Source organism: Candidatus Cybelea sp. (assembly GCA_036489315.1).
GTDB lineage: Bacteria > Vulcanimicrobiota > Vulcanimicrobiia > Vulcanimicrobiales > Vulcanimicrobiaceae > Cybelea.
Genome location: DASXFZ010000023.1, coordinates 26,226 through 49,139, shown reverse-complemented (window position 1 = coordinate 49,139; position 22,914 = coordinate 26,226). Strand labels below are relative to the sequence as shown.

The following is a 22,914-nucleotide window of genomic DNA, read 5'->3' as shown; positions in this document are numbered from 1 at the left end:
TCTGCGATTTTCGCGTCGCGAAATCCCGTCAAGGGAACGGCGCCATGCTTTCCGGGCAGCGGGCGCTCTTTCGCCGGATTTGCGAGGCTCTGGGGCGCCAAAGAGAAAATAGGTCGGCATGACCAAGCAGGCTCAGGTCGGTGCATTCACGCTCGTGGCTTTGCTCCTACTCTTTGGAGTGTTCTACCTGATCACCGACTTCGGAACGCGGCATACCGGGTACCGGATCGGCGTCCACTTTCAATCGGCGGCCGGGCTGACGACCGGCGCGCAGGTCTATTTCAGCGGCGTCGACGCCGGCTCGGTCGATCAAGTACAACTGCTCCCCGATAATACCGTCGACGTCATCCTGGCGATGAAGAACGACATCGACGTCCCGGCGGCCTCGAAGTTTCTTATCCAGGCGCCGCTAACGGGCAGTCCGGCGCTGGTGATCATTCCGCCGCGTCAGGCCCCGCCGATCGCCCTGCTTCCACGCGAGGTGCTTCCGATCGAGCAGCAGCCCCGCGGCACCAACGGCGTCAGCATTGGCGACCTGCTGCAAGAAGGGCAGGGCGAGATCAAGCGTCTGAACAGCCTCATGGCGCTAATCGAGGCGCGCACGCCGAGGCTTCTCAACACGCTGCAGTCGACGCTCGATAACGCGAACGCCTTGACGATTTCGACGCGCAGCCAGCTGGCCGCGATCGGCGATACGCTGCAGGGCAGCCTCGGCGCCGCGAGCCAGAACATCGTGGAGCTCTCGGCGACGCTCAACGGCGCCGCCACGACGGATTCGAAGAAGGTCGGCGTCCTGCTGGATCAGTTCAACTCGACCGCCGTCGCGCTCAACAAGTCGATGACGGCGCTGCAGTCACTCGCCACCGACCCGCGCCTGAAGCAGAACGTCCTTGCGACGACTCAGAACATTGCCGAGACGACGGCGACCCTCGCCGCGCTTACGAAGGATCTTCGCACGGTAACCGGCGATCCGCAGACGCAAGCTCAAATGCGCAACACGATCGCAAACCTCGACGCGGTACTGCAGCGAGCGAACTCGCTCTTGGGGCAGCTCGGCGGCACGAGCAGCGTCTACGGGGTCGACGAGAACGCGACGCCGGCACCGCTGACGGTACCGAGCATCTCGCCGTATCCGGGCGCGGCGCCGACGTCGCAACCGGTCCAGCCGGGCGCGGCGCCGACGTCGCAACCGGTCCAGCCGGGCGTATCGCCGCGGATGCGCGCGAATCTCCAGGGCAAACTCGCATCGTTGGGGCGCAGCCTGGTCGCGATTCAGGTTCGCTTGAGCGGCCTCTCGCCGCAGCACAATCCGGGACTCAATCCCGTGATGACCAGCAGTCAAGGTCCGCTCGGCGACATCAACCTCCTCCTGCTGCCCCACTCGAGCACCAACGTGATGCTCGGCGCGAACTCGATCGGCAACAACACGACGTGGAACGCCTTGCTGCAGCAGAAGAAGGGTGACTTCGAGTTCGGCGGCGGCGTTTTGTACTCACAGATCGGGGTTCGCGGCGCCTACGCGCCGCTCCACGGCTTCGGGTTCGAAACGCGCATCTACGATCTGACCTACCCGATGATCGACCTGTACGGGAACCTGCACATCGCGCCCGGCGCGGAGTTGTTTTTCGGACAGCGTGACATCACGCACGCCTCGCGACGCAACACGTTCGGCGTGCAGTACCAGTTTTAGAAGGAATTCAAAACGCGTGGCGATGCGCATCGGGATCATCGGCGCGGGCGCAATGGGGACGCTCTTCGGCTACCACTTGGCGGGGTGCTGCGAGGTGACGATGCTCGACGACAACGACGAGGTCGCCCAAGCCGTGGCGCGCAACGGCCTGCGCGTCAACGACGAACCCGCCCGGCAGGTCGCGATTGCGCAGCGGCCCCACGATCTCTACGGTTCGCGCATGCTCTTTCTCTTCGTCAAGGCCGTCGACACGCTGCGCGCGTTGCGCGCCTTCGCCGGCGAGCTCGATCCGGCCTCGCCGGTCATCTCGCTGCAGAACGGCGTCGGCAACGAAGACGCGATCAAAACGGCGCTGGGCGGTGCCGTACCCGTTATTCTGGGAATCACGACGGAATCGTCGCACACGATTGCACCCGGGCAGATCCGCAGTTCGGAGCAAGGCAATACGATCATCGGCTCGACGAGCGCCTCCGCGAACGTCGCGCGCACCGTCGCGGAGCTGCTCAGCAGCAGCGGCCTGCGCGCGGCGGCGGTGTATGACATCCGCCCGCACCTGTGGGGAAAACTCGTCGCCAACGCCTCGGTCAATGCGCTCTCCGCGATCCTCGACTGCGACGCGGGCGAGATTCCGAAAGACGCCAACGCGGCCCGTCTAGCGGAAGCGCTCGCGGAAGAGACTGCGAACGTCGCGGCGGCGCTCAAGATCAACCTGCCGTTCGTCAACCCCTGGCAGTACGTCACGGAGGTCATCGCGCTCGGCGCCGATGCGAAGAGTTCGATGGCCTACGATCTGGAGTCGGGACATCCCAGCGAGATCGACCACATCAACGGCGCGGTCGTCGCGTTTGGCCGGCGCACGTCAACCCCGACGCCCTATAACGAAGCGATGGTTCGCCTTGTCAAAGCGCGCGAGACGCTGTTGGGGCGCTCACGCCTGCGGCTGCAAACGTAACAGCCGAATCGCGCCCGACTTCGTCTCGACGTCGATGTGCTGCGGGCCGCCGCCGTTGACGCTGCCGTCGATCGTCTCCGAAGAGCCGCTCGAGCTGCCCTGCAGCCCGAAATCGGTAAAGAGCGTTCCGCTATCGGTGTGCAGGTGCACCGTAAAGGACGCCTTCGTGACGATCCACAGTTCGACGTCGCCGCGCTGCGAAGAGAACGAGAGGGTTCCGGGCCAATCGGTCGCCCCCATCGTCACCTTGAGATTTCCCTGTTCCGTCGACGCCTGCGCGTACCCCGGTACCATCAGCGTCACGTTGCCGTGAGCCGCTTTGACGCGCACGTTGCCGCTGATGTCGGTAACGGTCACGTCGCCGCGCTGCGAGTCGACGACGAGATCGACCTTTTGCGGCACCCGAACCAGCAGCGCCGCTAGCGGATTGGGCGCCGCGACGACGACGCCGCTGCGCTGCGAACGCAGCTGCGGCGCCGGCGGCGGCGTGCCCTTCGGCAACGCCGTCGCCGAGATCGTGAAGACGCTGTGGCGCTGCGAGATTTCCGGACCGTACGCCGATAAAGGTGCATCGGCAACATGGACGGTCATCGTCGATCCCGGCAGCAGGACGCCGATCGTATTGACGTAGGGCTGCGGCGAACTGCAGCTCGAAGCGAGCAGCGCAAGAAGCGGAAGAAGAAGAAAACGGCGTGTCACCGGAGCCGCTTTCGCTGGGACCGCGGTGGTATACTGGCGCCATGAAATGGTTCCCGGCCGCAGCCTCGATCGCCGCGCTCGCGCTGGCCGCTTGCGGCGGCGCGACCCCAACGCCCGGTTCGATCCCCGCGCCGGGTGCGGCCGCGACCTCCTCGCGCTGGATTCCAACCACCGGGGAGTCGTATCAAATTCAGTACGACGGTAGGCTCGACCTCGGCGTCGACGCGCAGATCTACGACCTCGACATGTTTGAAACCAAGCCCTCGGTCGTAGCGCAGCTGCACGCGATGAACCGCCGTGTAATGTGTTACATCGACGTCGGCACGTGGGAAAACTGGCGTCCGGACGCCGGCAAGTTTCCCAAGAGCGTCCTCGGCCACAAAGACGGCCACTGGAAGGGTGAGCTATGGCTCGACGTGCGCCAGACGGCGATCCTCGAACCCCTGATGAAGCACCGGCTGCAGCTGTGCAAACAGAAGGGCTTCGACGGCGTCGATCCCGACAATCTGGACGGCTATCAGAACCACACCGGCTTTCCGCTCACGTATAGCGGGCAGCTTACCTACGATTCGTGGGTCGCAAAGGAGGCGCATTTGCTCGGCCTCACCGCCGACCAAAAAGGCGACAACGGCCAAGTGAAAGACCTCGTCAAGGTCTACGACTTCGCCGTCGTCGAGCAGTGTTTCCAGCAAGGCTGGTGCAAGCAGTTCACCGTTTACACCAACCAAAATCGCCTCGTAATAGACGTCGAGTACACCAACCAACTGAGCAAAAAACGCTTTCTCAGCCAAACCTGTGCAAGCGACGCCCAGTACGCCGTGACCCCAATCCTCAAACGCCTAGAACTAACCGCCTGGATCGTAACCTGCCCCTCCGGTAAGAAGCCCCGCCAGCCGTAGCCCCGTTGCCCCCTGTGCGCGCCCCCCACCATGGCCCCCAGTTCCTAATCTTTTCATCGCATTCGCTCCACCCAGGCAAAGGGGTTCTTCCCGCCCACGCGAATGCGATGAAAGATTTATTATGTCTTATTCGATTCCAACAGAAGGGTGCGTGAGAGACCTTTGCGCGTACCTGCTGACCGAGCGGAGGCGCAGCCCCCTGACGGCGGCGGCGTACGAGCGGGATCTGCGGGAGTTCGCGGAGTTCCTCAGGCGGTCGCATGAGGCGCAGCCGGACGAGTTTGCCGGCGCGTCGCTGCTCGAGGTAAGGGCGACCCACATCCGGCGCTATATCGCCTATCTGTTCGACGCGCGAAAGTACGACAGCCGGACCGTCTGCCGGAAGCTCTCGTCGATCCGCGCCCTCTACCGATTCCTGAAGATTACGGGGGTGCTAGCCGACGACCCGGCGTTTGCGATCCCGGGGCCCGCCGTCGCCAAGCGCAAGCCCTCGCCCCTGAAGGTCGATGAGGTGATGCGCCTGCTGCGGACGACGCTCGCCGGGCGAACCGATACGGCCCGCCTCCGGGACACGGCGATCCTCGAACTCCTCTACGCCAGCGGCGCGCGCCGCGCCGAGGTGGCGAGCGTCCAGCTTGCCAACGTCGATCTCGCGGAACGTACGATTCGCGTCACCGGAAAAGGCAACAAGGAGCGCACGGTCGTGATCAATCACGCTGCCGCCGAGGCGATCGACGCCTACCTCAGAGTGCGCCCGCACAGCGGCGACCCCGCGCTCTTTCTCGGTCGCGGCGGCAAGGGGCTCACGCCCAAGCACATCTGGCGCATCTTTCGCGATGTCTATCGCGTGAGCGGCATCCAAAAGCGCGCCTCGCCCCATACGCTGCGGCACTCGTTCGCGACGCATCTGGTCGAGAACGGCGTCGACCTCGAGACCGTGCGCGAACTCCTAGGTCACGAAAGCCTCGCGACGACGGGCATCTACCTGCAGCTCGCGATGGGACACAAACGGCGCGCATACGACGAGGCGCACCCGCGCGACCGGATGGAGGGCTAGTCCTCGATCCAGTTGCGCGTCAGAAAGAGCCAGAACGCGAGGCCCGCGTACTCCCCGTAACGGGCGAAGGCGCGGCGAATCGTCGTGTCGGCGGCGCGCTTGCGGCCGCTCAAGCGTAGATAGGTCGGACGCGTCCACGAGTCCAAAACCAGAGGCCGATGGCGCCCCAGCAACTGCATGATGTGGGCGGCGGCATACGGGCCGACGCCCGGGAGCGCCAGCAGGAGCTCCTCGATCGTTTCGTCGTCGTAGCGTTCGCGCTGCGTTAAGGACTCCAGATCGAGCCGTCCGCCGGCAACATCGGCGGCGATCGTTCGAACGTAGGGGCCACGATAACCCATGCGCGCGATGTCGTCATACCATTTTAACGGCGTGCGCGCGAGCAGCGCCGCCTCCGGAAACGCACCGCCGCCGAGCTCGACGAGCGCAGCCGTCATCCGGATCGTTGCCGACCAGGCACAGTTGGTCGTACAGATCGTTTTGACGACGTCTTCGAAGACCGTCGGACTCGCCAAGATGCGTCCGGCGCCGGCGGTGACCCAGCCGAGGCTTTCGTCGCCAGCGATCTGCTTGTAGAACGGCGAGAGGTCGTCGCGCAGGCGGAACATTGCGGCAACGAGGCGCCGCGCCTTCTCGGCATCGCGGCGTCCCAGCTTGAGATCGCTTTCAACCGCGAGTCCGTCGCCGCGCGCCTGCATCGTCAGCGCGACGACGCGTTCGCCGAGGCGCAAACGGCGGCGATACTGCAGCGGCTCGGCGATCACCTCGGCCGGCGGCAGTTGCGCGCAGCCGTGCGAATGGATGGTGCGCGCGAACGAAATCGGCTCTCCGCCTGCGCCGACGAGCGGGACCTCCCAGAGGAGCGCCACGCGATGGTCTGAGGAGCCTGTCCTAGGCTACGTAGGAAACGTTAACGGCGACGCCCGCGGCCTGCGCGCGCATCAGAACGCCGTAAACGGCGTCGAGTTCTTCTTCGATGGAGGCGATCTCGCCGGCGGTGACGGCAAAGCGCGCCGCGTGGATCCAGAGCAGACTGCGCGCTCGTTCCAGGGCACTGTGCAAGCGCTCCGGCGTCGCCTCGAGAACGGGCCAGTCGAGCTCGCCCTGGGCGGGGACGACACGCCAGCCGCGGCCCGACGCGAAGGGCACTTCTTCTTCCGGCCCGAGCGCGTGCGGGATCGCCGAGAGCACGTCCACGGCCTCTTGGTCGGCAAGCGAAAGCGCCAGTCCCAGCTCACCGAGCCGCAGGATATAGCGAAAGAATGAAACGCTCCCGACCGAATAGGCTCCGGCTACCGAGGCCACGTTCACGTGGATAAGATCGAGGTCCGGTTGATTTTTCTGGGGACCGCTCATTGGGGGGCAGTTCGTTCGCGGGTAGGACGAGTCCGTTTCACCTCAGGCAGGTATCAGACCGAGCTCGATGACCGCGTCGCGCTCCTTGCGCAGCTCCTCGAGCGTTGCCTGAAGCTTACCCTGACCGAACTCGTCGTGCGCGACGTCTTCGACGATCCGGGATACGCCGTTCTCGGTTCGCGACGGGAACGAGAAGACCAATCCGGGATCGACGCCGTATTCGCCGTGGGAACGGCGACCGACCGAATACCATTCGTGCGGCGGCGTGTCGTGCGTCAAGTTGTACACGCCGACGACTGCCGCGTTGGCCGCCGAAGCGGCCGACGACGCGCCGCGCGCTTTGATCACCTCGGCGCCGCGGTTCTGGACGGTCGAGAGAAAGTCGTTTTCGAGCCACGGCCGCTCGATTCGTTCGTGCGCCGCTTTTCCGCCGATCGTCGCGTGCGCGAAGTCCGGGAACTGCGTCGTCGAATGGTTGCCCCAGACCACGATGCGCGCCACGTCGGTCGTGTCGACGCCCGCTTTGCGAGCAAGCTGCGCCCGCGCCCGCAGTTCGTCGAGCGTGGTCATTGCGAAGAAACGATCCGGCGAGATCCGCGGCGCGTTCTTCATCGCGATCAAGCAGTTGGTGTTGGCCGGGTTGCCGACGACGAAGACACCGACGTCTTCGGCGGCGTGCTCGTTGATGGCGCGACCCTGCGCGGTAAAGATCTGACCGTTGATGCGCAAAAGATCCGAGCGCTCCATGCCGGCCTTGCGCGGAACCGCTCCGACGAGCAGCGCCCAATCGACGCCGTGCATCGCTTCGTTGACGTCCGAGCCGATCCAAACACGCTTGAGCAGCGGAAACGCGCAGTCTTCCAGCTCCATCGCAACGCCGGCCAGACTGGGGAGCGCCGCCTCCAACTCGAGCAGCTGCAGCTCGACTTCGGTCTGCGGCCCGAACATCTGGCCCGACGCGACGCGAAAGAGCAGCGCGTAGCCGATCTGTCCGGCGGCACCGGTAACCGCAACCTTCATTCGTTTTTTCACGCGACCTCCGTCCTTACTGCGATCGATTGATGGCGGGAAAGCCCGCGCGCTGCGAGCGAAAACCAATCCGGCATGACCGAGCACCCGCTCCGGAGCTTTAGCGGCTCCGACCAGCCGCAGGCATCGATTTACGACTCGTGCATTCGCTGCGGCCTTTGCCTTTCGTCCTGCCCGACCTACCTGGAGACTATGACAGAAACGTCGGGCCCGCGCGGCAGAATTAGTCTGATCAAGGACGTTGCGCAAGCGCGGCTCGACCTGCTCAGCCCGGGCTTCGTCGAGCAGATGTCCCAATGCTTGGATTGCCGCGCGTGCGAGGCCGTCTGTCCCTCCGGGGTTCGCTACGGGCAGCTCGTCGAGTCCGCGCGCGCGCAGATTCGCAGGGCTTCCCAAGAGGCGCAGCCGTCGCCCAGGAGGCGCCGGCGGCTGCGCGATCTGGCGCTGCGGGCGCTCGTCGGCAACCCGCGGCTGATGCAGGCGGCGGCGCGCCTCGTGCGGTTCGCGCAGCAGGCCCATCTGACGTCGCTCGCCGGCCTCTTCGGCCTGCGCCGCGCCGCGCAGCTCGCCCCGCAAATTCCGGGGGCTTTCTTCGTCGCCGCCGATCAGCGGTTCGAGACACCCAATGCAGCGGGGCTCGCCTTTCTTCACACCGGGTGTATCATGCCGGTCGCGTTCGGCCGCGTGCACGAAGCGACGGTACGTATGCTGCGGCGCGCGGGACTTTCGGTCGTCGTGCCGCGCAGCCAAACCTGCTGCGGCGCGCTTGCCACGCACGACGGCGACCCCGATTTTGCACGCGACTTCGCGCGGCGCAATATCGAAAGTTTCGAGCGAAGCGGGGCCGACGTCTACGTCGTCAACGCCGCCGGCTGCGGGAGCACGCTCAAAGAGTATGCCGAGCTGCTAGCGGGCGACGGGCACTGGGCCGCGCGCGCTCGCCGCTTCTCGCAGCGCGTGCGCGACGTCAGCGAGGTGCTCGATGCCATGGACCTGGGGACGCCCGCGCACGCGATCGACGCGACCGCGACTTATCAGGAACCATGCCACTTAGTCCACGCGCAGCGCATCGCGAAAGCGCCGCGCCGCCTGTTAGCCCGTATTCCAGGCCTGCGGGTCGTCGAGCTCGAGGAGAGCGCCGTCTGCTGCGGGAGCGCCGGGCTCTACAACGTCGATCAGCCGGATATGGCCGGGCGTCTGCAGCGCCGGAAGGTCGAAGCGATCGAACGCAGCGGCGCGTCCATCGTGGTTACTGCCAACCCGGGGTGCGCGCTGCAAATTACGGCAGGCCTCGGCGCCAAGAACCGCGCGGTCGTGCGCCATCTCGTCGAACTGCTCGACGAGGCGTACGCTCCCCGCTAGACGGGCGCCCCCAGACGGCCGCGGTCGCGGCGGGCGTCGTCGAGCGAATGGTAGACCGCGAAGACCGCGATCAAGCCGGTGATGTTGAGCAGGCGCGAGATCGGTCCCTCGCGGACGACCAGACGCAGCGAAGCATTGTTTTCGGCGGTTCGGCGGTGCGCGCCGATCAGCACACCGAGACCCGTCGAGTCGAGAAAGTCGAGCCGGCTCAGATCGACGATGAGATCGTTGGCGCCGCCCTCGATTGCCTCCGATATTGCCGCCCGTACGGTCGGAGACGTCGCGATGTCCATGCTTCCACGCACATTGAGAACGACGGTTTCGCCGCCGTCTTCGCGTTTGAGATCGATGCTGAGCTCGTCGTTGGTCATATTCGCGGTCGGGGGTTCGGGCCCGGCGTGCGCTTGGCCTTGCGCTCCAACGCGATCCTCACACGAAGGACGCCGCGTCGTCGTCCCAGCGGTTGGCGCTGCCGGGAAGGAGGTGCACGCCGCCGATCCAGCGATCGACCGGGTGCTCTTCGAGCCAATCTGCATCGCCGGCGAGCACACGGCAGCCCAAGGCCGTCAGCGCAACCGTTGGGCCTTCCCCCTCGTACAGGGCGCCTTCTCCGGCGCGCAGGTCGTCGAGCATCATTGCGAACGCGCGCTTGCTCATAAACGTCGCTTCTTCGCGCGCTTGCGAGCGCGCAAAGAGTTCGTCGTTTGCCGCGGGTCCCTGCGCGATCGCATAGAGCGCCTGGCGCTGCGAGCGCGAGAGGCCGTCCCGCGTCGCGGGATACTCCTCGCACATGCGCCGCAGCGCGGCGCGTAAATAGGGCAATCCGATTGCATCCTCTCCGGCAGCGGCAAGAAGCCCATCGGGCGTCGGAGAGATGAAGCGTTCCCAGCTTCGCCGGGCCGAACGAAAAATCGCTTCGGTCGCCGTCCGCCGCTTCGGCAGGAGCGCGAGCATCTCGTCGACGGTTACACCGGATAAGTAGTGATCGGTTTGCACGACGGCGACCTGACCGGGATGAAGGCGCAGCTCGTCGAGCGCGGTGAGAATCTGCAGCAGCTGCAGCTGATCGAAGAGGTCGTGTTCGAACCACAAGACGACCTCTTCGAACTCCCCGGCTCGCCGAAGCAGCGCGTCGCGCCGCTCGAACTCGTGGATCAGTTTTATCGGGTTGTCGTAGCCGCGCGCCGCCAAGTAGCGAGTTCGCAACGCCGTCGTCTCTTCCAGCGATAAGCCGGCCGGAACCGGGCCGACATTGAGGGGGTCGTGCCATGCGACATGCGTTCCAAGAACGCCGGCTTTCTTCAGGAGATACAGCGCGCCGTCACCGTTGGTTATGTGAAGCGTTGCCGCGGTCTGGGTCACTGCCCGCGCGCCCACCATGTGCCGCCCGGCACGTAGATCGCCGAACCCTCACCCCATACGACGTGGTTCACGCCGTCGCCGTCGACCGCGAGCCCCAAGTAATCGCCGAACGGGAAATTATATCCGCCCGCGTGCTTGTAGCCGGCGCCCGATTCGCGGTCGGAGAGCCGCACCGCCCTGCTCCACGTCCTGCCGGCGTCGCCGCTGTGCGAATACCACGTGTTCCAGGACGAGTCTCCGTTGCGATCGTCCTGCCACACGAGCCGGAAGCTGCCGTCGGGCGCCGCGGCGATCGCGGGGCTCATGGCGTTGCCCGCATTCGAGATGAGCGCCGCGCCGCTCCACGTCGCGCCATCGTCGTTCGACCGGCTGACGTACAGCGCGTTGGGCCCTTGCGAACGGTTATTCTTGGCGAAGACGAAGACGAGATTTCCGCGGCCGTCCGCTGCAACGGCATCCTGCGCGGTGTAGAAATCGGGATAGCAGTTGCGCCGATTGCATTTTGCGCCTTCATGACTGACGACAAACGGGATTTCAGTCCAGGTCAGGCCGGCGTCGGTAGACCTCACGAGACTCACGTGGCCGTCGCCGGTTTCGTCTCGGCCGGTCTCCCCGTCGACCGCGAACCAGACGGCGCCGTCGCGTCCGACGGCACCGGAGAGCGAGTAGTACCAGCGGCGGTGCACCGTCGCACGCACGGGCGCCGCCCACGTGACGCCGTGATCGTGCGACACCGAGACGTACAGGCGATAATAGGAGTTGTAGGCGACGTAAACGTCCCTTCCGTCCGGCGAGATCGCCAGCGTCGGCTTGTCGCTATACTTCAAGGTGCCGCCGAGTCGTATTGCCTTGCTCCAAGTGGCGCCATGATCGCGCGAACGCGCGAACACGGCCCCAGGCCGAAATCCGTCGAGACACACGACGTCGATCGTGCCGCCCGCGGTGACGGCAATCTGGGGATCGTATTGAAACGGAACGCGAACGCCGCGGCGGCACAAGTGCCGCTGCGGAGCCCACGTTCTGCCGCCATCGCTCGAGGCGCGGAAGAGGAGATAATCCGGACGCTGGCCGGTGCTCAGCTGATAGACCCATGGCGCATGAGCGTCGGCGGCGACGACCGGTTCCCAGCGTGTCTCGCCGGGCGCTCCCCAGAGACGTTCGCTCGTAAACCCCGCCGCTGCGCGGGCGGCAGCACGCGATGCCGGAATCGCCGATCGGCCGGTTCCCGGCTGCAAGTCGCACGCCGATACGCAGAGGATCAGCGCCAGAACACAGGCGATTCGCGCGGCAGCTTCGGCCAGTTCACCGGCACGCCGGATCATGGCCTATCGAACCAACTCAATGAGGCAGTTAACGTCCACTGACACTTCCCAAAGCGTTTCGCGCTTCGCGCCCCAGTTCTTTGAGATTCCGCTGCGGCGCTGCGCGGCTTGCGCCACCCTCGACTCGGACGAGGCAATGCTGGGGTGGCTGGATTCGAACCAACGCATGGCGGAGTCAAAGCCCGCTGCCCTTTCCCAAAGCGCTTCGCGCTTCGGGTCCCGGCTCTTTGAGATTCCGCTGCGGCGCTGCGCGCCTGCGCTGCGGTAAGGCAGCGGACTTCGACTCCGCCGGGCAATGCTGGGGTGGCTGGATTCGAACCAACGCATGGCGGAGTCAAAGTCCGCTGCCTTACCGCTTGGCTACACCCCATCGCGCAGGCCTCGGTAACTTAGCTTCCCAGAAGGCCGGGAAAACGGCAAGCCCGATTATCGCTAATCGGGCTGCAGAACCTCTTTGTGCGAAGAACGGGCTAGCGGGTCGCGATCAGCCGTTTCGCGCCGACGTAACGCGCTGCCCAATAAGAATCGGAGAGTTTGCTCACCATGACCCCGTGGCTCGAGCTGGCGTGGACGAACTTCCCATGCCCGAGGTAGATCCCGACGTGCGAGACGCCGCCGTAGGTGTCGAAAAAGACCAAATCGCCCGCCCGGGGCCCGCCCAAGGTCGGTCGCCCGACGTCGTACTGGGCGTCAGCGGTACGCGGCAGCGAGATGCCCATCAAGCCGAAGACGTGCTGCACGAATCCCGAACAGTCGAATCCCGACGTGCTGGTCCCGCCGAAAACGTAGGGGACGCCAAGAAACCGCAGGGCGCTGGTCGTCAGCCCCACCGCGATCCGTGAGGTCCGCGCCAAAATCCCGCCGGCAAAGCGACCGATCCCGGCGCGATGCGGCGTTGGGGCGGAGATCACGAGGCGGGAGGTCCACTCCGCGACATCGGGGCTCAACGCTTGCGCGTCGGAGCCGGCGGAGGCGGCGTATTCGGCTTTGGGGGCAGCGGACGTGTGCGCCGCTGCGACAGAACTAAAACTGGTAACGAATAGGGCACATGCCCCAATGGCTAGCGTTTGACGCAAGAATCGCTCCTCTTTCACGACACTTGCGGGGTTAGTTGACGGGTTCGGGCGGGAAAGATTCGCCCTAGGGCCGACCGGCCCACTCACCCCTACCGGGATATCCCCCGCTCGGGACTTCGGTCCCGACTCAGTGACCTAGATAGGCATCAACGTTTCCCAAGCTGTTTGGGCTCGGGGAAACCTTTGATGACCGGCGCGTTCGGCGCGATATCGCCACGCCCTTCCGCGATACTTCCCGTTTCCGAATTCGGGCGTTAACGCCTAGGGTAGGCGATTAACCTCTAGCTTGATTCGCGCTGCGACGCGGCCCGCGATCTCCTCAATGAACTCCAAATTCTCGCCTTCGGCCATCACCCGAATCAACGGCTCGGTGCCCGACGGGCGGATCAGCAACCGCCCCGTGCTGCCGAGCGCCGCCTGCGCTTGCGCGATCTCGTACTGCACCGAATCCAGCTGCAGTACGCCGCGATCGCGACTGGTGACGTTGACGAGTATCTGCGGGGCGATCTGAACTTCGTTGACGAGTTCGCACAGCGGAGTCTGCCGCGCGGCAACGATCCCGAGCAGCGTCATCGCGGTTCGCGGACCGTCGCCGGTGTTATTGTAACGAAAATCCAGCACGTGTCCGGATTGCTCGCCGCCCAACGCGTAACCGCCCTCGCGCATCGCTTCCAAAACGTAGCGGTCGCCGACCGCCGTACGAACCAACGCGATTTCGTGGCGCGCGAGCGCGCGCTCGAATCCGATGTTGCTCATGACCGTCGCGACGACCGTATCCTTCGCCAGCTCGCCGCGTTCGTGCATGTCGCGTGCCATCGCGTACATCACGTGATCGCCGCTGATGCTTTGCCCGGTCTCGTCGACGAACAGCGCGCGATCCGCGTCGCCGTCGAAGGCGACGCCGACGACGCGCCGGGCACCTTCGGCGATTCGCGAACGCACCGCTTCGCGCAGCTGCCGCAGGTCGGTCGTTCCGCAGGCAACGTTAATTCGCGACCCATCCGCTTCGCAGTTCAGCTCGATGACGCGGGCGCCGAGTTTACGCATCACGTACGGTGCGACCGCATAGGCCGCTCCAAACCCCGCGTCGACGATCACTTCGAGGCCCACGAGGCTCGGGACGCCTTCGTACAACTCCGCGTAGTAGTGACGGCCGAGATTGAACGCCGACCGAACGACGCCGACCTCCGTCCCCGTCGGGCGAGGTAAATCGTCGGCGCCGACGGCGCGTTCGATCTCCAGTTCGAGCTCGTCGGGCAGCTTGAAGCCGTCGCCGCTAAAGAACTTGATACCGTTATCGGCGACCGGATTGTGGGACGCGCTGATCATGACGCCCGCGGCGGCCCCGGTACGCCGGGCAACGCTCGCCACGGCCGGCGTAGGCACGATGCCCAGGAGCAGCGCGTTACGCCCAGCCGAGGTAATGCCCGCGACGATCGCCGCTTCGAGCATGCTGCCGGAGACTCGCGTGTCGCGTCCGACGACGATGGGGCGCTGCGCGTCCGGGCCATCGTGCAGCACGACGGCTCCGGCGCGTCCGATGCGAAACGCAAGCTCGGGTGTAAGCTCCAAGTTTGCCACGCCGCGAACGCCGTCCGTGCCGAAAAGCCGGCTCACTTTGCAGCGCCCGCAACGAAGCGCATCTGTACGCGGACCAGATTCGGCGATATGGAAAGCCCCGTCAGCTCCATTCCGCTCGCGTTGACGGCGACGGGCCGAACCATCTCGTCGACGGCCTTTGGGCCCTCGGGAAGCGCGACGTTGGCGTTGACCGACGCGATCTGCGCCAGCAGCGAGGTCGGGGCGCGCACCGTGGCCACGTTCGGGCGGATCTGCGGCTGGTTCACGACGACGCTCGGCTGCGGCTGGCCCATGTAGTGCAGCACGACCGGAAAACTGCGCTCCTCGACCCGTTCGATCGTCAGCGTTACCGAAGCGGGGCTGAGGCTCTGCACCGCGAGGTCTGGGGCAACGAGCTGCACCGGGACGTTATAAACGCCCGCGCCTTTATTGGAAAGATCGATCACTGCCTTGATCTCATCGGGCTTGACCGCCGGTTCTCCTCGTTTACCCGCCACCGTAACGACGGCCTCGCGGTCGGCGAAGTGCGCGACGTAGCCCAGAGTGAGGTTGGCCGTCGAAATCGGAATCGAGAGCTGCTGCTCGCTCTGGCCATCGTCAAAGATCGGATTCGAGGCGAATCGAAAGTAGGCCCAGCCGACGATGGCTAGGGCGACGGCGAGCAGCTTGAGGGCGAAGTTCTTCCGAATCAGCTCCATTAAGGCAAGAGATCGGTCCACGAAACGCGTGGTTTCGACCCGTCACGCTGCGTTCGCAAGCGGGAACGCAGATGCGCGATGAGATCGTTGGGACGGCGGCGTTCGTGACGCGGCGGCCGCGTCACCGCCAGCAGCATCTTGACCAGCCGCTGCTCGTCGTCGACCGGACGCGAAAGCCGGCCGGCTCGCGCGATGCGAATCGCTCCCGTCTGTTCGGAGACGACCAGCACGACGGCGTCGGTCTGCTCGCTCAAACCGACGGCCGCGCGATGGCGCGTGCCCATGCGCACGCCGGTCAGCGGCCGTTCCGCGAGCGGCAGCAAACATCCGGCGGCCTCGATCTCTCCCTCGCGAACGACGACCGCGCCGTCGTGAAGCGGTGAGGCGGGCGTGAAGATCGTGAGCAGCAGCTCCTCCGAGATGTCGGCGTGCAGCGGCGTACCGCTCTCGCAGATCTCTTTCAATCCGCTCTGCTGTTCGATGACGACCAGCGCGCCGCGGCGGTTCTGACTAAGGAAGAATGCGGTTCTCGCCAGCGTGAGCATCGCGCGGTCTTCCGGGCGCCCCGGTCCGAGCTCGGCGTCGTCGCCGCTCTGCAGCCGGAAGAGACCGCCGCGTCCGATCTGCTCCAGCGCGCGACGCAATTCCGGTTGGAAGACGATCGGAATCGTGACCGCCGCGCCGACGAGCAAGAGGCGCAGAATCGTACCGAGCAGGGTGAGATGAAAGAGCGTCGCAAGGCCGAGCAGTCCAACGAGCACCAAAATGCCGATCAAAATCTGCACGGCGCGCGTTCCGCGAATCAGCAGCAAGACGTAGTAGACCAAGACGCTGGTCGCGATGATGTCGATGACGTCGGAGATACCGACGCTTTGCCAGAGCGCGCTGGGTGTCACCGGTCGATCAGCAACTCCAGCACGCGCTCTGCGGAGAGCTCGGGAGTCTGCAGAGCGTCGCCCGTGATCGTCGCAAGCACCGGCGGCGGGAGGGGTGATAGCAACTCGCTTCTTCTTCCGCTGGCAAAGCGGCGCAGCTCGACGTCGATCACGCCGGAGACAACGCGCACGTCGGAGACCCCAGGGTCCCACTCGACGATCAGGCCGCCGTTACAAGGCCGCACGGCGAGCACGCCCGCCGGCCGTCCCTCGCCGCCGAGCGCATCGAGCAAGTGCGGCAAGGCTTCCGGCACCGTAGGGAAAACTGCCAACGCAATGACCGCTGCGTCGTATATGCTCTCGCCTGGGGCCGCGGCGATGTGCGTTAGATCGAAGGGAGCCTCGGTCTCGAGCAGCGCGTACGAACGATCGGCAATAGGACTCACCCGCCAGGTTGCGCGCCCGCCGCGGGCCCGCATGGCGGCATCGATCGCTTCGCGTCGTGAATCGTCCGGACGCCCTGCCACGCTCAGGGTGAAGTAGATCACGTTACATCAAGCGTTCGTCGTCTCGACCGGAAAGAACTCCGCATGGATATCGATCGACGGCGAAACGCAGCCGCGCATCGCGCAACTTCGCCGCATGAGCGGACGCCGCTATATGCCGGTGCCCGGAGACGTGGTGCAAGCGCGCATCCTCGAGGACGGGCAGGCCCTCGTCGAGCGCATCGAACCGCGAACCGCAACGCTGGAACGGCGCAGCGCCGCCGGCCGAGCGAAAACGATGGCGGCAAACGTCGACCTGCTCGTGGCCGTCACGGCGCTTGCCGATCCGCCGCCTCGCCCGGTCACCCTCGATCAGCTGCTTGCCTTTGCCGAGCTCGAAGAGATCGAAGCAGCCATCGTCTTCACGAAGCCCGACCTCGCCGAACCGCAGCGCAGCGGAGACCTGCTCGATATCTATAGCGCGCTGCGCTACCCCGGCCTCTGCATCAACCCCAAGCTCGGCGAGCGGATAGACGAGCTGCGCGACCTGCTGCGCGGCCGTCATGCGATGCTGGTCGGGAACTCGGGGGTCGGCAAATCGACGATCTTCCGCGCCTTAGGCGGGGAAGGGACGGTCGGAGAGGTCTCCCGGCACGGCCTGGGACGGCAGACCACGACGACGGCGCGCCTTTACCGCCTCGAGGGCGGCTTTTTGATCGACAGCCCCGGGATCAACGAGTTCGGTCTCGGGGAGATCGACGCTCCGACGCTGGCCTACGGCTTTCGGGAAATCCGCCCGCTCGCGCCGGACTGCCGCTTCACCGATTGCACGCATCTCAACGAGCCCGACTGCGCCGTCAAGCGAGCAACGACGGAGGGCCGAATCGCCCAAAGCCGCTACGACAGTTATCGCAGGATCTTGCTCGCCGCCCTGGACACCCGTCGCGCGACCCTGATATGATACACGCCGTCGTTTCCCCATAGAGCATAAGGAGCATTCTTGCCGAACATCAAGGCCGCGCAAAAGTGGGCCAAGCAATCCGAGAAGCGCGAGACGCGTAACAAGAGCACGAAAAACCGTTTGCGGACGCTTTTCAAGCGAGCCGTCGATACAGACGAAAACGCCGCGGCGCAGCTCGCCGAGAGCGCGTACGATAAAGCGGCCAGCAAGGGAATCGTCCATCCGAACAAGGCGGCCCGGAAGAAGTCGCGCCTCGCAAAAGCGCGCAAGCGCGCGGCGGCCGCTCCCGCGAAGACCACGAAGACCCGCGGCGGCAAAGCCAAGAAGTAGACGGGCGCGCCGAGCCGTCAGGGATCGACGTTTATCGCGAGGCGAGTCTTTACGTCCGCTCGCGCGAGCGGCAAGAGCTCCGCTCGAATGAACGCCCGCAGCGGTTTGACGCGCCGCGCCTTGAGCGCGATGCGATATCTCCACTCCTCGTTGACGCGCGCGATCGGGTAGGGCGCCGGCCCTAAGACCTCGGCGAGGCCGGCGTCGCGCAGCATGCGCGCGTACCGTTCTGCGGTGCTCTGCACGCGGGCGCGGTCGCGCCCGATCACGCCGAGGTACACGAGCCGGCTCGCCGGCGGAAAATCGAGCTGCGTCCGCTCCGCCAGCTCCGCGGCAGCAAACCCTTCGTAGTCGTGCGCCGCGGCAAAGCGAATCGCGGGATGATCCGGCGCGTACGTCTGCACCAACGCCCCGCCCCGGCGCGCCCGGCCGCTGCGCCCGCAGACCTGCGCGATCAGCGCGAAGCTGCGCTCCGCCGCGCGAAAATCCGCAACGTTGAGCCCAAGGTCGGCAGCCACCACGGCAGCGAGCGTCACCGTGGGATAATCCAGACCCTTGGCGACCATCTGCGTGCCGACCAATACGTCGCCCTCCGCTTCGAACGCCGCGAGGATTCGCGCGTGATCGCCGATGCGCGTCGTCGTATCGGAGTCCATCCGCAGCACACGAGCATGTGGAAAAAGACGGCTCACTTCGCGTGCGACGCGCTCCGTGCCAATGCCGAGATCCAGCAGACTCTCCGCCCCGCAGTTTGGGCAGCGGGACGGAATCGGCATTTGAAAATCGCAGTAGTGGCAGCGCAGCAGCCGTTCGTTGCGATGCACCGAGAGCGCGATGCTGCAGCGCGGACAATGGATCGCCGCTCCGCACGTGCGGCAGAGCAGCGAGCCCGCGCTGCCGCGCCGATTGACGAAGAGGATGCTCTTCTCCCTACGCTCCAACCGCTCGCCGAGCGCCTGGACGAGGGCGCTGCTGAAGATCGCGCGGTTTCCCGCCTCGAACTCCGCGCGCAGATCGACGACGTTGACTTCGGGCAGCGGCAGCGCCGTCGCTCGACTCGGCAGCGTCAAAAGCGCGATCCTGCCAGATCGCGCGGCGGCGTAGCTCTCGAGTGACGGCGTCGCACTCCCGAGCAGCAGCAGTCCGTTTTCCAAGCGCATCCGCTCGCGCGCGACGGCGACGGCATGATAACGCGGTACGTTCTCTTGCTTATACGATGGGTCGTGCGCTTCGTCCACGACGATCAAGCGGACGTCGCGTAATGGCGCAAAGACCGCGCTGCGCGCGCCGACGAGCACGTCGACCTCACCACGCGCACAGGCTTCCCACGCGTCGAAACGTTCGCGCTCGGAGAGCGCCGAGTGAACGACCGCGACTCGGCTGCCGAACGCCGCCCGGAATCGCGCGGCGGCTTGGGGCGTCAGCGAGATCTCGGGAACCAGGACAATCGCGCGCCCGCCCATTTGCACGACGCGTTGGATCGACTCGATGTAGACGAATGTTTTGCCGCTCCCCGTCACGCCGTGCAGCAGGGCCGTCTCGAAGCGGCCGCGTTCCAACGCGGCGCCGATTTCGGCGATCGCCTTGCGCTGCTCCGGCGTCGCCGCGTGCGGGTCGCGGGTCGGCTGCAGCGACGAGAGACCGTCCGCGCGAACGAGCAGTTCGCGCAGCGCACCGGCGCCTACCGCCCGCGCGACCACCGCGTTGGAGAAACCGGCGAGGACGGCGTCGGCCCGCTCGATGCCGGGATTTTCCCGGACGAAGGTCACGAGCGCTTCGGCCTTGGGGCCTCGAATTGCCACGTCGCCGGGCTCTAAGACACGAACGCGGCGCTCGCGCAGGCGGGCGTCTGCAACGCGCCGGATGCGCCGCAGGCTGCCTTGGCGGGTGAGCGTACGTACGTGTGCGAGCAGCGTGCGGCGGTCCGCGACCCGCCGCGCTTCGGGATGGCGCAACAGCTGCTCCAGCGTGAAGCTCTCGGCGAACTCTTCCCAGATCAAGCGGATAAGGCGAACCGGGACCGATCTGGGCGCGCGGGGGGCATCTTCCGTGCGTGCGAGCACGTCGCGAATTCGCGGCACCGCCCCGCCCAAAACGACCGCGCCGAGCGCCTCGCCGAGCGTGCAGAGGTACTGTTCGGCCACGAACCTGGCCAGCGCGAGCCCCGTCTCGTCGAATGCGCGACCGCAGTCGACCCGCTCCCGGATCGGCCGCAGCGCGCGAGGCTGCTCGAGTTCGTAGACCGGCGATACGACAAAACCGATCGCGTCGCGATTGCCCAGCGGCATGCGTACGACGTCGCCGATCCCCAGTGCGCAATCGCCGGGATCGTAGGTTAAAGGCAGATCGTATCGCGAGGAGCGAATGGCCGGCAGGACATCAACGCCGCGCACGGATTCTCTCGGGCGGCCGTGCGAGCGCGGACAGAACGGCACGCACCGTACGATCGTTGCAGACAACGCCGTACTCAACGTCGCCGATCGCTCGCGGCAGAACGAATCGGGCGCTGCCGGCGCGCCGTTTCTTGTCGCTGTGCATCGCGGCCGCGATGGCTTCGGGCGCAAGCGACGTCTGCAACGGCAGGCCGCCCAGCGCCAGCAGCGTCAGCACGCGCAAGTGCTCGGCTTGGCTGAACCGGCCGGTGCGCAGCGCCAGCAAGCCCGCCGCCCGCAGGCCCAGCGCAACCGCCGCTCCGTGCGAGACCCGATACTTTGAAGCCCGCTCGATCGCGTGTGCAAACGTGTGGCCGAGGTTGAGCGTCGCGCGAGATCCCGCCTCGAGACGATCGTCGGCGACAGCCATCGTCTTCACCTTGATCGCCGCCGCGATGACCTCCAGCCACGGCCAGCTGCGGAGCGGGTGAGGCGAGAGCTCTTCCAAGAGCTCGAACAGCTCGCCGCCTTCGATGATTGCGGCCTTCACGATCTCTGCCAGACCCTCGCGCAGTGCCGCCTCGGGAAGCGTTTGCAGCGCGCCGACGTTGCAGAAAACGCCCACCGGATCGGCAAAGGCGCCGGCGAGATTCTTGCCGCCGCGCAGGTCGACGCCCGTCTTTCCGCCGATTGCTGCGTCGACCATCGCGACGAGCGAAGTCGCGACGTGTGCGTAGCGAACGCCCCGCATGTATGTCGCGCAGGAAAAGCCGAACAAATCGCTCGCGACGCCGCCGCCGACGCCAAGTACGAGCGAACCGCGTTCGACTCCCGCCGCGAGCATCGTATCGAGCACGCGTTCGACCGTCGTCAATCGCTTGCGCGCCTCTCCCAGCACAAACGCGGCAACCGGCGCGTGCCCCAGCGTCGCGGCCAGCTCGTCTGCGAGCGCGTAAACGGCGCGTTGTGCATCGCACAGAACGAGGTTCACCGGGCCGCTCCTGCTCAGAAAGGCCATCTGCTCCAAGCTGGGCTCCGTCGAAACGAAAATCGGATAGCCGAGATCGTCGTTGCGCGAGGCCGCCCCCCCTAGGGCTGGAGCGCTATCTTTTTTTCGCGTAGCCATAACAAAATATCGTCGAGCACTTCGCGGTCGCTCATCCGCCGCGCCTCAACGACGTGGTCGGCGGCGGCATAGTCGGGCAGACGGGCCTCGTAGAGCTCGCGGATTCGATCGATCGTCGGACGTGTGCCCAAGAGCGGCCGGCGCTTGCGGTTCCGTTGCACGCGCGCCAAGATCTGCTCGGGGGAGGCCTTCAAAAAGACGCGGTGTGCGCGTTCTGCCAGCAGCGCGCGGTTCTCGGGGACCGTCAGTGCTCCGCCCCCGAGCGCAACGACGCCGCCTTCACCGCTGGAAAGAGCCTGGGCGATCGCTTCGCGTTCGTAACGGCGAAACGCCGCCTCGCCCTCATCGGCAAAGATCGTTGCGACGGTGCCGTGCGCGCGCGCGATCAGGACGTCGGTGTCGTAGAACGGGCAGCCGAGCTCTCGCGCGAGCCGCCGCCCGATCGTCGACTTGCCTGCCGCCATGAAGCCGACCAGCGCTACGTGGCGCTTCACGGCGCATCCGCAGCGTGCTCTCGCGAAAACAGCGCGGCGGCTGCGGAGGTGCTGCGGGAAAGGTTATCGAGCGTTTCCTCGAGCGAATCGCCGCCGTACTTTTCCAGTACGGGCCTCATCAGCGCGAGCCGCACCATCGCCTCGCCGACGATCGCGGCCGCGGGTACGACGCAGACGTCGCTGCGGACGATCGTCGCGGGCGCGTCGGTCTTCTGATGCAAGTTCACCGAGGGCAGCGCCTTCATCAGCGTAGGAATCGGCTTCACAGATATGCGCAGCAGGATCGGCTCGCCGTTGCTCATTCCGCCTTCGATGCCGCCGGCTCTGTTGCTGCGCCGCACGACGCTTTCACCATCGAGCGCAAACTCGTCGTGAGCGCGCGAGCCCGGAGTAGAGGAGGCCTCGGCGCCGAGCCCGATCTCGACCGCGCGAACGGTCTGCATTCCCATCACGGCGCCCGCGAGAATCCCGTCGAGCCGCTGCTTCGGCTGACGGTTGCTGCCGATTCCGACCGGCAACCCGTCGACCCGCACCAGAAACTGCCCGCCAAGGGTGTCGCCCGCGGCTTTTGCGGCGTCGATCGCCGCGATCATCGCGGCCGCACCTTCCGGGTCGGGACAGCGAACGTCGCTGCTCTCGACGTCGGCCTGCTTCCACTCGTCGAGATCGCCGGCTGCGACGCTGCCGATGCGCGCCACGCAACTGCGCGTCACGATGCCGAGCGCCTCGAGAAACTGCGCGCAGATCGCTCCGAGGCAGACCCGCATCGCCGTTTCGCGCGCGCTGGCGCGCTCCAGCACGTTGCGCAGGTCGTGCTGGCGATATTTTAGGGCCCCCGCGTAATCTGCGTGACCCGGCCGCGGATTGCTCAGCGGATCGCCGCCGCCGGTCAACGGATCCATCAGCGCGCGAACCTTTGGCGTCAGATAATCGCGATTACCCACGATGACGGCAATCGGCGATCCGAGCGTCACCCCGCCGCGGACCCCGGCCAGAAACTCGACCTCGTCGCGTTCGATCTGCATGCGAGCACCACGGCCGTAACCGCCTTGACGGCGCGCAAGCGTCTCGTTGATCGCGCCGGCGTCGAGGCGCAGATGCGCCGGAATTCCGTCGAGAATTCCCACGAGCGCCGGCCCGTGCGACTCGCCGGCCGTCAGATACGAGAACATCCCGCGCCCCTTCGGC

Annotated in this window: 22 protein-coding genes, 1 tRNA gene, 1 pseudogene and 1 riboswitch; of the genes and pseudogenes, 7 read left to right on the top strand and 17 right to left on the bottom strand. The window is 66.0% G+C overall.

All coding sequences use genetic code 11. The features are described from left to right. Window positions 1–118: 118 nt before the first annotated feature. Entirely contained in the window at window positions 119–1,690 is a 1,572-nt protein-coding gene (locus VGG51_06355) for an MlaD family protein (protein HEY1882645.1), read from the top strand. Window positions 1,691–1,712: 22 nt separating this feature from the next. Further along, window positions 1,713–2,642, top strand: coding sequence for a 2-dehydropantoate 2-reductase (locus VGG51_06350; protein ID HEY1882644.1), 930 nt, complete (start codon window positions 1,713–1,715; stop codon window positions 2,640–2,642). On the opposite strand, the gene VGG51_06345 is transcribed toward VGG51_06350, so the two are convergent. Then, complete coding sequence (locus VGG51_06345; protein ID HEY1882643.1) at window positions 2,619–3,341, bottom strand: DUF4097 family beta strand repeat-containing protein; 723 nt, start codon at window positions 3,339–3,341, stop codon at window positions 2,619–2,621. The two genes, VGG51_06350 and VGG51_06345, sit on opposite strands and share 24 nt — an antisense overlap. A gap of 41 nt (window positions 3,342–3,382) precedes the next feature. On the opposite strand from VGG51_06345, the gene VGG51_06340 reads away from it, so the two are divergent. Both VGG51_06340 and VGG51_06335 read left to right on the top strand, forming a co-directional pair. Then, window positions 3,383–4,240, top strand: coding sequence for an endo alpha-1,4 polygalactosaminidase (locus tag VGG51_06340; protein HEY1882642.1), 858 nt, complete (start codon window positions 3,383–3,385; stop codon window positions 4,238–4,240). A gap of 175 nt (window positions 4,241–4,415) precedes the next feature. Continuing rightward, window positions 4,416–5,297 (top strand): annotated as a pseudogene (locus tag VGG51_06335) (tyrosine-type recombinase/integrase). On the opposite strand, the gene VGG51_06330 reads toward VGG51_06335, so the two are convergent. From VGG51_06330 to VGG51_06320, 3 genes are read right to left on the bottom strand one after another with little or no spacing between them, the layout of a single operon-like run. Then, window positions 5,294–6,166: a hypothetical protein gene (locus VGG51_06330; protein ID HEY1882641.1), complete on the bottom strand. Its 873-nt coding sequence runs from the start codon at window positions 6,164–6,166 to the stop codon at window positions 5,294–5,296. The pseudogene VGG51_06335 and the gene VGG51_06330 sit on opposite strands and share 4 nt — an antisense overlap. Window positions 6,167–6,188: 22 nt before the next feature. Beyond that, entirely contained in the window at window positions 6,189–6,653 is a 465-nt protein-coding gene (locus tag VGG51_06325; GenBank protein ID HEY1882640.1) for a hypothetical protein, read from the bottom strand. Window positions 6,654–6,695: 42 nt separating this feature from the next. Next, window positions 6,696–7,685, bottom strand: coding sequence for a malate dehydrogenase (locus VGG51_06320; protein HEY1882639.1), 990 nt, complete (start codon window positions 7,683–7,685; stop codon window positions 6,696–6,698). Window positions 7,686–7,757: 72 nt separating this feature from the next. Between VGG51_06320 and VGG51_06315 the strand changes: the two genes are divergently transcribed. Continuing rightward, window positions 7,758–9,044 (top strand): heterodisulfide reductase-related iron-sulfur binding cluster, encoded by a 1,287-nt coding sequence (locus VGG51_06315; GenBank protein ID HEY1882638.1) that lies wholly within the window; start codon window positions 7,758–7,760, stop codon window positions 9,042–9,044. Here VGG51_06315 and VGG51_06310 read toward each other — a convergent pair. From VGG51_06310 to VGG51_06270, 9 genes are all read right to left on the bottom strand, one after another. Beyond that, window positions 9,041–9,415: an STAS domain-containing protein gene (locus VGG51_06310; GenBank protein ID HEY1882637.1), complete on the bottom strand. Its 375-nt coding sequence runs from the start codon at window positions 9,413–9,415 to the stop codon at window positions 9,041–9,043. The two genes, VGG51_06315 and VGG51_06310, sit on opposite strands and share 4 nt — an antisense overlap. Window positions 9,416–9,473: 58 nt before the next feature. Further along, entirely contained in the window at window positions 9,474–10,406 is a 933-nt protein-coding gene (locus tag VGG51_06305) for a DUF1835 domain-containing protein (protein ID HEY1882636.1), read from the bottom strand. After that, window positions 10,403–11,728, bottom strand: coding sequence for a sialidase family protein (locus VGG51_06300; GenBank protein HEY1882635.1), 1,326 nt, complete (start codon window positions 11,726–11,728; stop codon window positions 10,403–10,405). The genes VGG51_06305 and VGG51_06300 overlap by 4 nt, the downstream gene beginning before the upstream one ends. A 298-nt stretch (window positions 11,729–12,026) precedes the next feature. Further along, window positions 12,027–12,098, bottom strand: a tRNA-Gln gene (locus VGG51_06295). A 100-nt stretch (window positions 12,099–12,198) separates the two neighbouring features. Continuing rightward, window positions 12,199–12,675, bottom strand: a complete 477-nt coding sequence (locus tag VGG51_06290) for a C40 family peptidase (protein HEY1882634.1) — start codon at window positions 12,673–12,675, stop codon at window positions 12,199–12,201. Window positions 12,676–12,808: 133 nt separating this feature from the next. Further along, window positions 12,809–12,947, bottom strand: a riboswitch (cyclic di-AMP (ydaO/yuaA leader). A gap of 118 nt (window positions 12,948–13,065) precedes the next feature. Further along, on the bottom strand, window positions 13,066–14,421 hold the full coding sequence (gene glmM / locus VGG51_06285; GenBank protein ID HEY1882633.1) for a phosphoglucosamine mutase: 1,356 nt from the start codon (window positions 14,419–14,421) through the stop codon (window positions 13,066–13,068). After that, the gene (locus VGG51_06280; GenBank protein ID HEY1882632.1) at window positions 14,418–15,104 is read right to left on the bottom strand and encodes a CdaR family protein; all 687 of its coding nucleotides are present in this window, start codon (window positions 15,102–15,104) and stop codon (window positions 14,418–14,420) included. The genes glmM and VGG51_06280 overlap by 4 nt, the downstream gene beginning before the upstream one ends. Further along, entirely contained in the window at window positions 15,083–15,979 is an 897-nt protein-coding gene (gene cdaA / locus VGG51_06275) for a diadenylate cyclase CdaA (GenBank protein ID HEY1882631.1), read from the bottom strand. Before cdaA ends, VGG51_06280 begins: the two co-directional genes overlap by 22 nt. Continuing rightward, on the bottom strand, window positions 15,976–16,506 hold the full coding sequence (locus VGG51_06270; GenBank protein HEY1882630.1) for a hypothetical protein: 531 nt from the start codon (window positions 16,504–16,506) through the stop codon (window positions 15,976–15,978). The genes cdaA and VGG51_06270 overlap by 4 nt, the downstream gene beginning before the upstream one ends. Window positions 16,507–16,600: 94 nt before the next feature. Here VGG51_06270 and rsgA point away from each other — a divergent pair, with 94 nt between their 5' ends. Together rsgA and rpsT are read left to right on the top strand one after the other, a co-directional pair. After that, window positions 16,601–17,404: a ribosome small subunit-dependent GTPase A gene (gene rsgA / locus VGG51_06265; GenBank protein HEY1882629.1), complete on the top strand. Its 804-nt coding sequence runs from the start codon at window positions 16,601–16,603 to the stop codon at window positions 17,402–17,404. Between the two features lie 39 nt (window positions 17,405–17,443). After that, window positions 17,444–17,734: a 30S ribosomal protein S20 gene (gene rpsT, locus VGG51_06260; GenBank protein HEY1882628.1), complete on the top strand. Its 291-nt coding sequence runs from the start codon at window positions 17,444–17,446 to the stop codon at window positions 17,732–17,734. Window positions 17,735–17,751: 17 nt separating this feature from the next. Here rpsT and priA read toward each other — a convergent pair whose 3' ends face one another. The 4 genes from priA to aroC form a co-directional block, all read right to left on the bottom strand. Beyond that, window positions 17,752–20,127, bottom strand: a complete 2,376-nt coding sequence (priA, locus tag VGG51_06255; protein ID HEY1882627.1) for a primosomal protein N' — start codon at window positions 20,125–20,127, stop codon at window positions 17,752–17,754. Then, window positions 20,114–21,097 carry a 3-dehydroquinate synthase family protein gene (locus VGG51_06250; protein ID HEY1882626.1) on the bottom strand — a complete coding sequence of 328 codons (984 nt, stop codon included), beginning with the start codon at window positions 21,095–21,097 and terminating at the stop codon, window positions 20,114–20,116. Before VGG51_06250 ends, priA begins: the two co-directional genes overlap by 14 nt. A 98-nt stretch (window positions 21,098–21,195) precedes the next feature. Then, window positions 21,196–21,726, bottom strand: coding sequence for a shikimate kinase (locus VGG51_06245; protein HEY1882625.1), 531 nt, complete (start codon window positions 21,724–21,726; stop codon window positions 21,196–21,198). After that, on the bottom strand, window positions 21,723–22,898 hold the full coding sequence (aroC, locus tag VGG51_06240; protein HEY1882624.1) for a chorismate synthase: 1,176 nt from the start codon (window positions 22,896–22,898) through the stop codon (window positions 21,723–21,725). Before aroC ends, VGG51_06245 begins: the two co-directional genes overlap by 4 nt. Window positions 22,899–22,914: the final 16 nt, after the last annotated feature.

Bases quoted from the DNA above. Each gene is read 5' to 3' on its own strand.
- VGG51_06355 (HEY1882645.1), top strand. From the start codon at position 119: ATGACCAAGCAGGCTCAGGTCGGTGCATTCACGCTCGTGGCTTTGCTC.
- VGG51_06350 (HEY1882644.1), top strand. From the start codon at position 1,713: ATGCGCATCGGGATCATCGGCGCGGGCGCAATGGGGACGCTCTTCGGC.
- VGG51_06340 (HEY1882642.1), top strand. From the start codon at position 3,383: ATGAAATGGTTCCCGGCCGCAGCCTCGATCGCCGCGCTCGCGCTGGCC.
- VGG51_06325 (HEY1882640.1), bottom strand. From the start codon at position 6,653: ATGAGCGGTCCCCAGAAAAATCAACCGGACCTCGATCTTATCCACGTG.
- VGG51_06315 (HEY1882638.1), top strand. From the start codon at position 7,758: ATGACCGAGCACCCGCTCCGGAGCTTTAGCGGCTCCGACCAGCCGCAG.
- VGG51_06310 (HEY1882637.1), bottom strand. From the start codon at position 9,415: ATGACCAACGACGAGCTCAGCATCGATCTCAAACGCGAAGACGGCGGC.
- VGG51_06300 (HEY1882635.1), bottom strand. From the start codon at position 11,728: ATGATCCGGCGTGCCGGTGAACTGGCCGAAGCTGCCGCGCGAATCGCC.
- rsgA (HEY1882629.1), top strand. From the start codon at position 16,601: ATGAGCGGACGCCGCTATATGCCGGTGCCCGGAGACGTGGTGCAAGCG.
- aroC (HEY1882624.1), bottom strand. From the start codon at position 22,898: ATGTTCTCGTATCTGACGGCCGGCGAGTCGCACGGGCCGGCGCTCGTG.